The 14,234-nt window shown below is 46.5% G+C and carries 16 protein-coding genes; 10 read left to right on the forward strand and 6 right to left on the reverse strand.

Annotated elements, in window-relative coordinates; all coding sequences use genetic code 11:
* Window positions 1-33: 33 nt before the first annotated feature.
* The 6 genes from Q1A86_RS09205 (at window position 34) to Q1A86_RS09230 (ending at window position 3,636) form a co-directional block, all read left to right on the forward strand.
* Window positions 34-849: an ABC transporter permease gene (locus tag Q1A86_RS09205; RefSeq protein WP_299805947.1), complete on the forward strand. Its 816-nt coding sequence runs from the start codon at window positions 34-36 to the stop codon at window positions 847-849.
* Window positions 850-1,557 carry an ATP-binding cassette domain-containing protein gene (locus Q1A86_RS09210; protein WP_299805706.1) on the forward strand — a complete coding sequence of 236 codons (708 nt, stop codon included), beginning with the start codon at window positions 850-852 and terminating at the stop codon, window positions 1,555-1,557.
* On the forward strand, window positions 1,541-2,137 hold the full coding sequence (locus Q1A86_RS09215; RefSeq protein ID WP_299805709.1) for an ATP-binding cassette domain-containing protein: 597 nt from the start codon (window positions 1,541-1,543) through the stop codon (window positions 2,135-2,137). The genes Q1A86_RS09210 and Q1A86_RS09215 overlap by 17 nt, the downstream gene beginning before the upstream one ends.
* Window positions 2,138-2,375: 238 nt before the next feature.
* The gene (locus Q1A86_RS09220; protein ID WP_299805711.1) at window positions 2,376-2,666 is read left to right on the forward strand and encodes a DUF134 domain-containing protein; all 291 of its coding nucleotides are present in this window, start codon (window positions 2,376-2,378) and stop codon (window positions 2,664-2,666) included.
* A gap of 2 nt (window positions 2,667-2,668) precedes the next feature.
* Window positions 2,669-3,187 carry a NifB/NifX family molybdenum-iron cluster-binding protein gene (locus Q1A86_RS09225; RefSeq protein ID WP_299805713.1) on the forward strand — a complete coding sequence of 173 codons (519 nt, stop codon included), beginning with the start codon at window positions 2,669-2,671 and terminating at the stop codon, window positions 3,185-3,187.
* A 125-nt stretch (window positions 3,188-3,312) separates the two neighbouring features.
* Window positions 3,313-3,636, forward strand: a complete 324-nt coding sequence (locus Q1A86_RS09230) for a hypothetical protein (RefSeq protein WP_299805716.1) — start codon at window positions 3,313-3,315, stop codon at window positions 3,634-3,636.
* 115 nt (window positions 3,637-3,751) lie between these two features.
* On the opposite strand, the gene Q1A86_RS09235 is transcribed toward Q1A86_RS09230, so the two are convergent.
* From Q1A86_RS09235 to Q1A86_RS09250, 4 genes are all read right to left on the reverse strand, one after another.
* Window positions 3,752-3,961: a molybdopterin-binding protein gene (locus Q1A86_RS09235; protein ID WP_220765344.1), complete on the reverse strand. Its 210-nt coding sequence runs from the start codon at window positions 3,959-3,961 to the stop codon at window positions 3,752-3,754.
* A 310-nt stretch (window positions 3,962-4,271) separates the two neighbouring features.
* Window positions 4,272-5,408 carry a 23S rRNA (uracil(747)-C(5))-methyltransferase RlmC gene (gene rlmC, locus Q1A86_RS09240; RefSeq protein ID WP_299805723.1) on the reverse strand — a complete coding sequence of 379 codons (1,137 nt, stop codon included), beginning with the start codon at window positions 5,406-5,408 and terminating at the stop codon, window positions 4,272-4,274.
* 221 nt (window positions 5,409-5,629) lie between these two features.
* Window positions 5,630-6,799, reverse strand: coding sequence for an MFS transporter (locus Q1A86_RS09245; protein WP_299805725.1), 1,170 nt, complete (start codon window positions 6,797-6,799; stop codon window positions 5,630-5,632).
* Window positions 6,800-7,159: 360 nt separating this feature from the next.
* Window positions 7,160-8,212, reverse strand: a complete 1,053-nt coding sequence (locus Q1A86_RS09250) for a class I SAM-dependent methyltransferase (protein ID WP_299805728.1) — start codon at window positions 8,210-8,212, stop codon at window positions 7,160-7,162.
* A 193-nt stretch (window positions 8,213-8,405) separates the two neighbouring features.
* Here Q1A86_RS09250 and Q1A86_RS09255 point away from each other — a divergent pair, with 193 nt between their 5' ends.
* Complete coding sequence (locus tag Q1A86_RS09255; RefSeq protein ID WP_299805731.1) at window positions 8,406-8,993, forward strand: alpha/beta fold hydrolase; 588 nt, start codon at window positions 8,406-8,408, stop codon at window positions 8,991-8,993.
* Between the two features lie 37 nt (window positions 8,994-9,030).
* Here Q1A86_RS09255 and Q1A86_RS09260 read toward each other — a convergent pair whose 3' ends face one another.
* Together Q1A86_RS09260 and Q1A86_RS09265 are read right to left on the reverse strand one after the other, a co-directional pair.
* Complete coding sequence (locus Q1A86_RS09260) at window positions 9,031-10,380, reverse strand: sensor histidine kinase KdpD (protein WP_299805734.1); 1,350 nt, start codon at window positions 10,378-10,380, stop codon at window positions 9,031-9,033.
* Window positions 10,381-10,382: 2 nt separating this feature from the next.
* Entirely contained in the window at window positions 10,383-11,063 is a 681-nt protein-coding gene (locus tag Q1A86_RS09265; RefSeq protein ID WP_299805737.1) for a response regulator transcription factor, read from the reverse strand.
* Window positions 11,064-11,191: 128 nt separating this feature from the next.
* Between Q1A86_RS09265 and Q1A86_RS09270 the strand changes: the two genes are divergently transcribed.
* Genes Q1A86_RS09270 through Q1A86_RS09280 form a run of 3 tightly spaced genes read left to right on the forward strand, consistent with a single transcriptional unit; the run spans window position 11,192 to window position 14,156 of the window.
* Complete coding sequence (locus Q1A86_RS09270) at window positions 11,192-12,229, forward strand: glycosyltransferase family 2 protein (protein ID WP_299805739.1); 1,038 nt, start codon at window positions 11,192-11,194, stop codon at window positions 12,227-12,229.
* Window positions 12,229-13,719 (forward strand): glycosyltransferase family 39 protein, encoded by a 1,491-nt coding sequence (locus Q1A86_RS09275; RefSeq protein ID WP_299805741.1) that lies wholly within the window; start codon window positions 12,229-12,231, stop codon window positions 13,717-13,719. Before Q1A86_RS09270 ends, Q1A86_RS09275 begins: the two co-directional genes overlap by 1 nt.
* Entirely contained in the window at window positions 13,704-14,156 is a 453-nt protein-coding gene (locus Q1A86_RS09280) for a GtrA family protein (RefSeq protein WP_299805743.1), read from the forward strand. The genes Q1A86_RS09275 and Q1A86_RS09280 overlap by 16 nt, the downstream gene beginning before the upstream one ends.
* Window positions 14,157-14,234 lie beyond the last annotated feature (78 nt).

Below are 14,234 nucleotides of genomic sequence, written 5' to 3' on the forward strand. Positions count from 1 at the left end.
CCTCTTTTTTACTGGAGGTGAAACTTGCTTAGCATGTTACGTCAGCCTAGATTTATTCTTGCCTCTAGCTGTTTATTACTGCTCATTCTGCTGGCATTTTTCTGGCCTTGGCAGGGAAATGAACTCAACCTACTCCATAAATATCAGGCTCCCTCTATGGCCTATCTCTTTGGTACGGATTGGTTAGGACGAGATCTGTTTAGCCGCAGTTTACAGGCACTGGCACAGAGCATCTATGTTGGTGGACTTGCCGTGCTGATGAGTAGTTTCTTGTCACTGGCAATGGCGATGTTTGCCATGTCGCACCGTTATTGCCGTTGGGTGGTCGACTTGCTGGTGGATCTGTTTATGTCGCTGCCGCATCTGCTACTACTTATCTTACTATCGCTGGTGTTTGGTGGCGCCGAGTGGGGCTTAGTGATCGCCATAGCGCTGAGTCACTGGCCAAAGCTAACGCGACTACTGCGATTTGAGATGCAGCAAGTGCAATCGACCCCCTATTATCGTCTTGCTGGCCAGTTTGGCTGCTCGTCTTGGCTACGACTGCGAACACATATGTTGCCGCATATTCTGCCTCAATGGTGGATTGGTGGCTTACTGCTGTTCCCCCATGCATTGACTCATATGGCAGCCTTAACCTTTCTGGGCTTTGGATTAAATCCTGATAATCCCTCTATGGGGGCGCTGTTAGCGCAGGCCAGTCAGTATGTGCTTACTGGCCATTGGTGGCTTGGTGTGTGCCCTGGGTTATTGCTACTCATTTGCTTATTGCTGCTGTCTTATATTGCCCAGCAGCTATTAACAGCGCTGCGTCAGGGGCCGCAGACTCACCTTCAAGGAGCATGCTAAATGTTGACTGTCGATGATCTGAGTATTCAATCTAGGGAGATCTGCTTGTTATCCCCCTTAAGTTTCTCGATTGCCAAGGGGGAAGTGCTTGGTGTGGTGGGAGCCAGCGGTAGCGGTAAGAGCCTGCTGGCACAGGCACTGTTAGATCAAGTTCCAGACGGTTTTAGCTTAAGTGGTCGGATAACTTATGCTGCTGGTGATAGACGGGTATTGGCGGCGCAGTCAGCGTCAGTACTCGACCCCTTAAGGCGGATCTCCTCACAGCTCAGTTACGCCTTGAAGAGAGTGCCTAAGGGGGCGACACGTAAGCAGCGTTTCCCGTTAGCGGCTGACATTAGCAGTTGTTACCGCCATCAATTGTCTGGAGGTATGGCTAAGCGAGTATTACTGGCCCAAGCCTGCTGGCAGGCGAGTGAGATTATGATCGCCGATGAGCCTTGCTGCGGCCTAGATAATCAAAGTGCAGAAACGATTTATCAACATTTAGCTTATCTAGCACGCAGCGAGAATGTAGCCGTGATGGTGATAAGTCATAACCTAAGGCACCTTCTTACAGTGGCTGACCGAATTTTAGTGTTGCGTGATGGCCAGCTGGTTGAGATAACGACCAGTGCCAATATTCGCAGCGGAGCGTGCCACAGTTATACACAAAGCCTATGGGCGGCGCTGCCGGAGCATTGGGGGCTAACAAATGCTAACGCTGCGTAATGCTTGTTTGTGGCGCCGCGAGCAAAAAATCGCATTTCCCGATCTTAGCTTGCAGCGAGGTGAGGTACTCGGGATCTCCGGCCCTAGCGGTGTGGGCAAGTCATCGTTAGCCAGTGTGCTGGCGGGTATGGTTAAGGCTGATGGCGAGTTGCTAAAATTGCCAAGAAGGCAGGCTCGCGAGGCCAACCCTGTGCAATGGCTTATTCAGCAGAGTGAGTTTGCCTTTAATCCACGCATGAGCTTAAAAGATTCGTTATTTGAAAGCTGGAGAAGTGATGCCTATCTGCCTTTGTTAGAGGAATATGGCTTAGCTCCCGCATGGCTAACGAGGCGACCCAACCAGCTATCGGGCGGTCAATTACAGCGATTTAATCTGATCAGAGCCTTGGTTCCGACCACTGAGTATTTGATCTGTGATGAAGTAACTGCTCATCTGGACATGGTGACCCAGGCCCAGTTATGGCAACAGCTTCTAGCCAGTGCCAAGCGCCGCAATTTAGGCCTGTTGGTGATCTCCCACGACGAGTATCTGCTTAATGCTATTTGCCATCGAGTCATCAACTGGCCGTGTACTCGCTAATTATCCAGTCATCTTGGCGCTTATGCAGTTGATGTTTATAAAACGAACGGTTATTTAGACTTGGCGAATATTTTTGACTGTGATTCTCGCCTCAGTTTGCATCGAAAACATACCCAATAATAGTCGTTACTGGCGTAGGCCAATAACTGCTGCAAATACTCACTGGATAACAGTGCAAAGTGCGGTCAATTAACACCAATGAATGCATTCCAACCAATTAACCAGAGGGCTGCTTGTTATGTCTAGACCCAAGAAGTGTCGGCATCTTAGAAGCTGTGTGCCATGTAGCCTGTTTAAGCCTAATGGCATCCCATCGACTCAGCTTGAAAAAATTCAGTTAGAAGCTGATGAATTCGAGGCTTTGAATTTAGGGGATGTGCAAAAGATGAGTCAACTGGATGCCGCCGCATCTATGGGGATCTCACGGCAAACTTTTGGCTACTTGTTGGCGAGTGCTCGTAAAAAAGTGGCGACGGCTGTCACTCAAGGCCAGGCGCTTTTACTTCCCCAAATTGCAAACAAGGATTAATCATGATCATTGCTATTCCTATGAGTCGAGATCGTTTGGCGACTCACTTCACTAAAGCCCCACAAATCGCTTTTTATGATGAGCATCTACAGCTCATCGGGCGTTATGACAATCCTGCCATGAGTGGTGGATGTAGCGCCAAGAAGGCAATGCTGAATCTTATCATCGACCATAAAACCGATATCGTTGTGGTGCAGCATATTGGTGAACGCATGTTAGGCAAGTTGCTCGATGCGGGTATTAGTGTGAGTCAGGCTGATAATGCTTTGGATATAGCCGAGCTTATCAACAGGGCAAGAGATCTCAATCATCGTCTGTTAGATGCTTCACAAGGTCGAGCGTCATTAAACCATGAGAAAAAGGGCGGCTGTTGTGGTGGTGCGAGTGGTGGCTGCGGTTGCAGTGGTAAAGCAACCGCGAGCAATAGCCTAGATCCTAGAATACTGAAAACACCTTATCAATTGGATCCACAATCGACACCAACTGCTGTGCAATACGCAGGCTTTAGAAGCGTGAAGTAAAGGTTTTGAATTAGCTGTCGTTATCACAGAAAACTTTGACTGAGTTATAACAGATCTTTACATCTTTCGAAAAATACCCGATGTTAATACAAAAGTTGGATGATTTTTCGTCAGTGGAGGACGTTATGGCTGTGATGGCATTAGGTTTTATTCTTATGTTTCTGGGGTTAGCCTTTATGGGCTTACCAGAGCTTAACCGAGTGTTAAAGCAACATGATAGGGCGCTATGGGATTCTTTGTTGGGATCTCAAGCTAGCTTGCTCTCCTCTTCTGATCGTATGACGCTCTTTACCTGGACACTGGGTCGAGGGTTTGAAAACTCTGAGAATATCGATATTCAGTACGCTGGTTTATTGGCCTACAAACGTGCGACTCGGGTTAAGTACACTATCTTAGCCGGGATATCTTTGATTATCATAGGCTCAGTCACTGCGCTGATAGGCCTATAATATCAATGAGCCTTTAAAGTGATTTAAGCGCTCATACTCGTTAATTCAGTCAATCAAAAAAGCCGCCAACACAGTAGTGTGGGCGGCTTTTTAGCATTTTTTATGTAGACTAATATTAGTCTACAGCAACCATTACGTTGCTTGCTTTGATGATCGCGTATGCTTGACCACCAACAACTAGACCTAGCTGCTCGCAAGACTTCTTAGTTACAACAGAAGTGATTTCAACACCTGGTGCTAGTTCGATAACAACTTCGTTGTTTACAGAACCTTCTTCGATTGACTTGATTGTGCCGTTTAGGGTGTTGCGTGCGCTGATTTTCATGAGTATATCCTTAATAATAAAGACAATATTATAAATAGCTTTATAGGGTAATGATATTCATATTGGACAATATGACGCATTATCTTGGTTCGGGTCACGTTTGCTTGTTTGAAAGTCATTTTATTGTAGGTTTGATCACGCTTTGTCATGGTTTGTTTATATCTTACTAATTTATCATAAGTTAATTAGCTAGCATCTGAGAACTTGCTTGTTTGAAAATTGAGTGAAGAAAAGAAGAAAAGAAGAAAAGAAGAAAAGAAGAGGCAGGCTTAGTTTCAAAGTGAACTCAGCCTGCTTGGTATTGTTTAGACTAGCTGGACTTAATTAGCAGGACCAGTACTTCGAAGTGGTCGGTATGCGGGAACATATCGAATAGCTGTACCTTTTGAATGCGGTAACCCTGAATATGGGCTAAATCTTTGGCCAAGGAGTGTGGATTACAGCTCGAGTATAAAATGGCTTTAGGAGCAAAAGCTGACAATGACTGGCACAAGCTTTCACCAATGCCACGCCTTGGTGGATTGACTATGATCACATCAGGTTTATCTTTGGCATCACAGCCTTGAGCAAAGTCAGTAGAGTCCAGTGCGGTAAAGTTAACTTGAGTTAAGCCCATTGCCTCAGCCGATAGCTTAGCGCAGGTGATAGCCTCTGCGGAGATCTCGATTCCGGTCAATCCAATATCTTTAGACGCACAGTGCAAGCCAAACCCTCCGACGCCGCAGAATAGATCCCAGAGGGTGTTAGGTTTTAGTTCTGCTACCCACTCGCGGGCCGTTTGGTAAAGCTTTGCGGCTATTTCAGGATGAGTCTGAAAGAAGCTCTTAGGGCGAATAAACAACGGCACATCGTTAAATTGCTCTGATAAGCGGGTCTCTTCGGTTAAGAAGAGCTCCTCCTCTCCTTCGAGAATAGCCATATGCACAGGCTGAATGTTCACCGACACCACTTTGATCTGCGGGTACTCGCTTAATAGCTTAGGTAGCTCACGTTCGATGCGCTCGATAGACTTATGAGACTTGAGCACAAAGCGTAGTAGGTATTCGCCCTTGATTTGACTACGGGTGAGTAGGATAAATTTAAGCTCACCCTTGGCTTTATCGACATTGTAAGGCGGTATACCAGCTTGACGCACAAACAGTTCTAGACGATGCAGCAGCTGCTGCATATCGTCTGGATACAAGTTGCAATCGCATAAGCTGACAGGCTCACCTGTCGGGGTAACGATCCCGAGGATTGGCTGATGAGCGGCGCCGAGTGCGACCATTTTGGCCTTATTGCGAAAACCACTATCTGGGCCAAATACAGGCTGGTGCCATTGCTCCACGTCAAAGCCACTCAGTAGTTGGCTTAGCACTTGCGATTTAGCGTCGACTTGCGCTGACATGGGTTGTTTAATATGGCGGCAAGAAAGGCATTGCTGCTGATCAAAGTGGGCACATTTCACTGATTGGGTTCTCTAAAGCGTTGGGACGATAAGTTTGCTAATTTGGCTAGAAACGTTTTCGGCTGACGGTAATAGCTATCTGTAATGGAAAACCATACAGGAAGTATTTTAGTGCTTTTTCACTAAAAAATCGCCCCTGTAGTCCCCAGAGATTTTTGAGCATAGTTTTTAGATAGCAAAAGCGCAGCTTTCGCTGCGCTTAGTGTGCTATTTAGTGGCGGTTAGCCAATAGCGGGGGTGTGGCCACTGCGGGTATTTTGCAGGCTTTTAATCAGCATATAAATCGACGTTGTGGTTAACACTACGGCTAAGTAAGTGATCAACGAATGCGCCGAAGTACTGCTGTGCTCCGCGATAACAGGGCCAAATACTGAGCCGACACTATAGCTAAGTAGCATAAGCTCGGTTGCAGCAACAATCTTCTCTAGTGCCATGGTCTCACAGGCGAGAGTAATGGCAATAGGGTAAAGCGCAAAGCAACTTGCGCCGAGTAAGAAATAGCAAGTGGTAACAAAAGGCACCGAGGTGCCATCGGCAATACCAACGATACCGATTGTCCCTAACAAGCAAAATAGCGCCATCAATAAGCTCTTGCTGATCCGAGTCGATAAGTAGCTCACCAAAGGCTGCACTAACATACCGCCTAGAATAATGATCGCCATTAAGAATGCTGTACGCTCGTTACTGGCAAATTGGCCATTAATATAGCTTGGCATTAAACCGTAAATTGGGCCTAACAACATGCCAGACACTAAGCAGCCAATAACCGCAGGTAGGCTGATTTTCTTAACTTCACGCAAGCTGATCTTTTGGTGAGCTAATGCTTCTGGCTGGCCTTTTTTGACTAAAAGCGGTGGCAAGATAGCTAACATCAATAGGCCGATTACCCAGTAAAATGGGGTATTACCATTGACGCCTAAAGGTCCAATCGCTAGCTGACCTAATGCACTGCCGCCGTAAAGTGAGGTCATATATAAGCCTAAACGCTTCGCTCTTTGCTTAGCGTTGTCAGCCATGAGTAACCAGGATTCAACCACAACAAATACACCTGCAACGGCAAAGCCTGCGATAAAGCGGGCGATCAACCACACGGTTGAGGTCGGCACGGCAAGCATGGCGACAATCGTTAGCGTTAGCATAGCTAAGAACAGCATCAAAGAAAATCGGTGACCAAGTTTAGCCACGATATTTTGAATACAAGTTGTGCCAACTAAAATACCTAAATAGAAGATGCTCGCTAACCATGCGACCAATGAACTATCCATGCCAAATGATGCCAATGACAGTGGAATTAGACTCATTAAGAAGCCAGATGCAATTGCGAAAAATGATAAACCAGCAACAGGTACGAACGTACTGTTTTTGTATGGTTGGCAGGCAGAATTTTCCACCTCTATCTCCTATTGGTTGATACTTTTTAAGGTTTGATTGTTGAATTAAGGATGCGGATTTTATGCTTTTAATATAGAAAGTAAAGCTTAATTTATATACAAGATGATAAAAAACAAGTTTTTATCAAAAATTTCTTTTATCTTGTTAATAGTAAAGGTTTTAATTTTATTTTGCGTGGCGGTGTGTGTTAAGTTTGGTAGCTTGTTTTACGCTGTTTTTATGCAGTTTGGATTAAGCTGCTATTTTGGCTTTTTTAAATTTCTTAACTGGTGTTTATAGTGCTTAGGTAGGGATGTTAGGTTGGTATGGTTAAAAATGCAGGTTTAACGCCTGCATTTTTAACGTTTTTTAAGTGGTAGTTAGCTAAGTTGCAGAGCCACAATTTTCAGTGGGTGGTTACCATCAAACGAAGGGAAATCTTCGTGGCAATCTAACCAGGTGTGCCCAGCGACTTTACGGCCTTGCTTTTCAACGCAGCGCACTAAGCTTGCAAACCATTCATCGCGATCAACTTTGGCAACGTTATTACAGCACACGATAGTGCCACCAGCTTTAGTTGTGAGTAGTGCTGGCTTAAATAGACCCTGATAGTCATTAACTAAGTCGACAATACCAAATGGGCTCTTGGCATATCTTGGTGGGTCAAGAAACACTAGGTCGAACTGAGTCGCAGCTAATTTGGGGTAGGCTGGTAGCTTTTGGTTACGACGGCCGCCGACCTTGAGTCCGGCAAGTTGCCTTAAAGCGGGGAAGGCATCACTTTGGATAAATTCACACACATCTTCAGCTTGGTTTAGCGCGGCATTTTTACGTCCAGCAGCCAAAGCGAAAGAAGAGAAGTCGACGTTAACCACGCGTTTAGCCCCACCAACAGCGGCAGCGGTGCCGATACCACAGGTATAGGAGAAGAGGTTTAATACACTCTTACCTTGGCTATTCGCTGCTACGTATTCGCGACCTATACGCATATCGAGAAATAGCAGGGGATCTTGGCCTTCATGACGCAGCTTGCTAGTAAATAGGACGCCATTTTCTTGCATCTGCTGCTCACTCTCAGCAAAGGCTTGTTGCTCCTCTGATAATCGGTTCAGCACTCGAGAGTTTTTGTCTGAACGATCGTTATAGATCACGGCGAGTTCGGCAACTTGGGTTAGCAGCTCTGTTACCTCTTTTAATTCATCAACTGTAAGCGATTGATGGAAACTTTGAATGAGCCATGCATTGCCGTAGCGATCAATATTGAGTCCATTACAGCCTTCAACCGTACCGTGGAATATGCGGTAACAGTCAGTTTGCTGGGTTGCAGAGTACTGTAAAAAATCTGCACGCTTAGCTATGGCTTGAGTCAATGCTTGAGAAAGAGTTAAAGCTGCAGGGTCCGATGTAGTGATCGACATAAATATTGGGCTCATTTGAAATACTGTCAGAGGTGACGGCGCTAATGATAGCAAAAATGCACCAATAAATACCCTCAATCTTGATGAAAAGGCGATGAGAGTAGGGTTAAGGCTACTTGGTATATGGCCTGCTATGATTTGACTCTCGGGGTAAATTGGCGCACAAATAAACGCTACATTATTATAGGGTCTAGTCAGGAGCAAACGGATGAAGGTGGTGTTAGTGCATGGCATCTTTAATACGGGGCATGTTATGCGCGTGCTGCAAAAAAGGCTGCAAGCCTCTGGACATGAATGTTTTTCGCCAACGATAAGCCCCTTCGATGGTCGCCATGGCATAGAGCATGCGGCAAAAGAGTTGGGCCAACAAATTGATGCAATCTTCGGTGTTGACGCTAACATTGTGCTGGTGGGGTTTAGCATGGGAGGCATTGTCGGGCGCTATTACATGCAGCGGCTAAATGGAGCTCGGCGAGTGAGCCAGTTTTTCAGTTTGTCGACTCCCCACAACGGCAGTTACTTAGCTTATCTACCTTATCCGTCAAAAGGCATTAAACAACTCAGGCCTAACAGTGACTTGCTTGTTGAGCTTGCGAAATCGGAAGCCGTTTTAGAGGGGGTAAAGCTTTATTCTTATTGGACGCCCATCGATTTTACGATAGTGCCAAGCTCAAGCTCTTGTTGGCGAGTGGCTGAAAACAAGAGCTTTATCATTATTTTGCATTTATCAGTCATTTTCAGCCGACGGATTGCAAAAGAGATCTGTAATGAGATTGTGCTGTCGTCAGCAGCTTAAGCTTGGCACTAATGCTAAGTGGTTATAACAGAGAGTCTTATTGGCTTTCTGCTATTGGTAAAATCAGTCGAGCACAGCAGCCTTTAGGTGTTATGTTTATAAGGCTAAATTGCCATTGGTAACGCTGACATAGGCTATCGACAATCAGTAGCCCTAGGCCGTGACCTTCTTCATTTCTGTTTTCCGACGAGCTAAGCCCTCGGCCCATATCGATAATCTCTATCTGTTCTTTATCTATACGGATGGTTATTTCGCCCGAGTCACTGGCATTGATTGCATTGCTAATGACATTGCTGAGCAGCATCCTGAGTACGGCGGGACTGGGTTTAATTCTTGGCGCTTGTTTGAAATCTAAGATGATTTGGATATTTTTAGCATTAGCTAACAGCGATAAAGGAGCGATTATCTGTTCGACCTCTTTGAGCTCTAGGGCTCTATAGTTATTACTCGCTGTGCCTTTTTCCTGTTTAACTATGCTCAGCAGTGCATCGACGGTATGTTGCATCTCAAAGGCTGCGCGTTGGATCCTATCTCGCTGGCGAGCCTGAAACTCTGGAGCATCATTGTGCTCCTGCAGTTTAGCGGCTCCGCTAATGACGGTAATGGGAGTGCGCAGCTCGTGGCTAGCATAGCGAGCAAAGGCTTGCTCCTGTTTTATCATTCGCTCATTTTGCTGGCGATAATCATTGAGGCTATTGGCAAGCTCACTAAACTCGGCGGCTGACTGTGGCGGTACATTAAAGGTCTTGTGGGCCGAGGGGGATTTTAACTGCTTACTGAGCTGCTCCACCGGCTCGACTAATCGGCGGCTCAGCTTATGAATGGCGAAGCCAAAAAGTAGGAAGAGCACGCCGATAAAGCTGAGAACAAATAGATTAATCGATTGCCATTCACTGTCGCTTAGCTCCACGCCCTCAGAGGGCATGATGAGGTAGAGGGGGTGCATGGCATCGTCGAGTTCAAATTCGCTGCGATAGAGGAATAGCTCTTTGTTTACCCCAAGCGAATCACTATCTACCAAGCTAAAATTAACAATTTCGTGCAATAGCCCACTGGCATTGCGATCGACAACCTCACCTGAGAAACCGTTTGGAAATTGGCTTAAGTCACCATAATACTCAGGAATAAGTTCTGCTGAATAGTAGGCCTCAACATGCAGGCCTATCTGCAAGGGTTGTTTGGCACCTTGCTGGAATAGACTGATGGCAAAGGGAGCGCTGGACTCGAGTTCATGTTGGTTGACCTCATCTTCAATCCACTGCATCAGGCTCAGCATAGAGATATAAAGAGTCAGACCTATCATTAAGGCAATACTACTGAAATAGATCAGCAGTTTTTGCGGTAGCTTAGAGACAGATGGTACGCGGTTGAACAAGCGCTTTAGCAAGTCTATTCTCCCAGTTGTAGCCTAAAGCCAACTTTAGGCACTGTGGCGAGCATTGGCTGCTTAAAAGGTTTATCGAGCTGATTGCGAAGCTGATACATATGACTGCGTAAAATATCGCTACTCGGTGGCGATTGCCCCCAGATCTCGTCAATAATTTGTTCGCGCTTAACAATATTAGGGGCATTCTTAATCAAGAGTAACAAGATTTGGTAAGTGATCGGGGTGAGCGCAAGCTGCATATTTTGTCTTGATGCTTGGTGTTTAGCGATATTGATTTCGATATCGCCAAACTTGAGCACTCCTTGGGCGACTTGGCCGCGGTGGCGCTTTATTAACGCTTGCACGCGGGCATCGACAACATCGAGATCGAAAGGCTTGCCTAGGTAATCGTCGGCGCCACAATCAAAGCCAGTAAGCAGGTCGCTTTTATTATCTAATGCCGTGAGCATTAAGATCGGCGTGCTACATCCCAAAGATCGCAGCGCCTTACATAGGCTTAACCCATCGAGTTTAGGCAACATCAGATCGAGAATGATCGCATCGAAGTCAAAAGCTTGCGCTAGAGAAAGGCCAAGTTCACCGTTACCGGCAAAGTCGAGTTCCATCCCCTTGGCTTCAAAGTAATCGCCAAGGATCCCCGCTACATCGCTGTTGTCTTCAATAATCAGTAGTTTGATTGTCATTTTATATAGGACCATTACCCGTTACGCTGGCTAGATATTACCACTTTTATGTGGAAAAAATGTCAATGACATTTTGTTCACTCCCACTTAGGCATGCTAGCGCAAAACAAGCCATTGCAGGATAAAACATGTCTTACTCCTCACCCGAACAAGCAAATACTCATAGCGAAATCTGCCTGTCTGTTGTCGTGCCGTTATTTAATGAATCTAAAATGATAAAGCCGTTAATTGAACGCTTAACCGCAGTGCTTTCAAGGCTTGATGATAGTAGTGAAATCGTGTTTGTCGATGACGGTAGCAGTGATGACTCTTGGCTACAGGTGAGTCAATTACCGCTCGTGGACAATGAATACCAGTGTATCAAGTTAAGCCGTAACTTTGGTAAAGAGGCGGCGATGTCGGCGGGGATCGAACACGCCAGAGGTTTGGTGGTGATCATGCTAGATGCGGATCTGCAAGATCCACCGGAATTGATCCCAGAGATGTTGGCGCAGTGGCGAGCGGGATACGATATCGTCAATATGAAGCGCAGAAAGCGATTGGGAGAGACCTGGTTTAAACGTTTTTCAGCCGCTTGTTTCTATCGTTTGATGAACTGGGTTTCTGACTCGCCGGTGCCGGAAAATGTTGGTGACTTTCGTCTGATGAGCCGTCAGGTTATCGACAGTATAAAGGCGTTGCCGGAACGAAATCGTTTTATGAAGGGCCTGTTCAGCTGGCCGGGTTTTTCGCAAAAAACCTTAGAGTTTGACCGAGACCCTCGCTTCATCGGCGAAACAAAGTGGAACTACGGTAAGTTGTTTGGCCTGGCGATGGACGGAATCACATCTTTTAGCTTTAAACCTCTTAGACTGGCGACCTGGTGTGGAGTGATAACTGCATTATGCGCCTTTGGTTATGGTGGCTGGATAGTGACGCAGACTTTGATATTTGGCGGCAATGTAGCTGGTTATCCGTCACTGATGGTGGTGCAGCTGGCGCTAGCAGGGATCCAGCTGTTAGCCCTTGGCCTTATTGGCGAATATTTAGGACGAGTGTTTGTTGAGGTGAAGCAAAGGCCTTTATACCTGATTGAAGAGGTGGCTTATCGACAGTCATTAGCGCAAGTGAAGGCCAGAAATAGCGATGCAAATCTAGGTAACGTGAGCTACTTGGGGGCTAAATAATGCAGAGCATACGAGGTACCCAGAAGGGATTGATAGTACTTTTGATTGTGGTTCTTACTCGGCTGTTACTCCTGCCTTGGTATCCACTTATGGATACCACTGAGGCGCGATACGGCGAGATGGCACGCTTGATGGTAGAGACGGGAAACTGGGTTACTCCACTGTTTGATTACAATGTGCCGTTCTGGGGCAAGCCACCTTTACATACCTGGATGAGTGCGAGCTCTTTAGCGGTATTAGGTAGCAATGAGTTTGCTGTGCGTTTTCCGCACTGGCTAGCAGCGATGTTTACCCTCGCTGTTGTGGGCTACTTTGCCAAACGTCTACGTTTACCGGTTATGTCAGTGTTAATCATCTTGGCCTCTACCGTAGTGTTCACCATCAGTGCTGGCGCGGTAATGACGGATATGGCCCTTACCCTTGGACTCACTCTCGCTATGTGCGGATTTTATCTGTGCTGGCAAGGGGACAAGCTGTGGGGATATATCGGTTTTAGTGGACTCGCGATTGGCCTGCTTGCTAAAGGCCCGGTGGCATTAGTCTTGTTCGGTATAGGCACTGGGCTTTGGCTGCTCTGGCGCTATGGTCCGCACAAGAATGGCCCGATAAAAATGTGGCAGCTGTTATGGCAGCGAACACCGCTGGTGACGGGCACACTGCTGATGCTGGCGATTGCATTGCCTTGGTATGTGATGGCGGAGCGAGCGACTCCTGGCTTTTTAAATTACTTTATTGTGGGAGAACATTGGTCCCGTTTTGTCGATAGTGGTTGGACTGGCGATCTCTATGGTTCGGCGCATGATGAAGTTAGGGGCACGATTTGGGTGTACTTTGTTGTAGCAGCTATGCCTTGGTCACTGTTCCTACCTAGGGCAATTTATAAGCTAGTTAAAGAGTCAAGAAGCTCGGTAGTAAAACCGGGTAACTCAGTGGTAGAGAATGATAGCTCGGTGATAGGAGTGCTGGAGGCTGAGGGGCAAGCTCATCAGCAAAATGAGCAGCAGAGTAAAGGACTGGTCAGTTATCTAATTTGCTGGATGATAGCACCTATGCTGCTGTTTACTCTCGCGGGTAATATTCTACCTGCCTATGTCTTGCCGGGGATCCCTGGTTTAGCCTTGCTGCTCGGTTTTGCTTGGCGCAGAAGTCGCCTACCTGGGCTGAATGTTATCGCCTTATGCATTCCTGCACTGCTATTGATCACCGTGGTTGTGCTGAACTTGGGGCCTGGAAAAGATAAGAGTGAGCGCTGGTTATTGTCACAGCGCAGTGAAGCGTTACCGACCTATTACTGGCACAAGCAACCGTTTTCAGCGCGTTTCTATAGCGCGGGTCAAGCAGATAAAATTGACCGTTTAGATGAGGTGGACTCGAAGAGGGACTATTACTTAGTCGCTGACAACAAGGTTTTACAAGAGCCTAAGTTTGCTCACTGTAGTGAAGTGACGCGTAACAAGTATCGAGGTCTGCTCCATTGTCGTCGAAATTAACCACTTTCTCTGTGCCCAACTTGGAGTCTTTATGGGATAAGCATGGACAAGGCATACGCTTTTTGCTGGTAGGCGGTGCGGTATTCGTGTTTGATGCCGCCCTGTTTTATGGCTTGCTCAGCGGATTTGAACTGCCCTTAATGCTTGCCCGTTGCAGTGCTTTTGTTTGTGCAGTCATAGTGTCTTGGCTGGCTAACCGCTGTTGGACTTTTGGCGATCGCAAACAAGCACCCAAATCCAAGCAGTTACTGATGTCTGTTGCCGTTTCAAGTTTAGCTGCATCGGTAAATTTGATGGTTTTCTATCTATGCTCCACGGTGCTAAGCAATAGCCAGTTTAATGCCTTGCTTAGTTTTAGCCTAGGCATATTAGCGGGGCTTTTCATCAATTGGTTCGGTGCTAACCGTTGGACTTTTAAGGCTGCTGCGGTTGAATAATTCTCAAAATGGCCAAGCTTATGTTACAAACTGTTAACCAGTGGTTTTACTCTTGCTCGAAAACCGCTAGTTTCACAC

This window comes from uncultured Shewanella sp. (assembly GCF_947497935.1).
Lineage (GTDB): Bacteria > Pseudomonadota > Gammaproteobacteria > Enterobacterales > Shewanellaceae > Shewanella.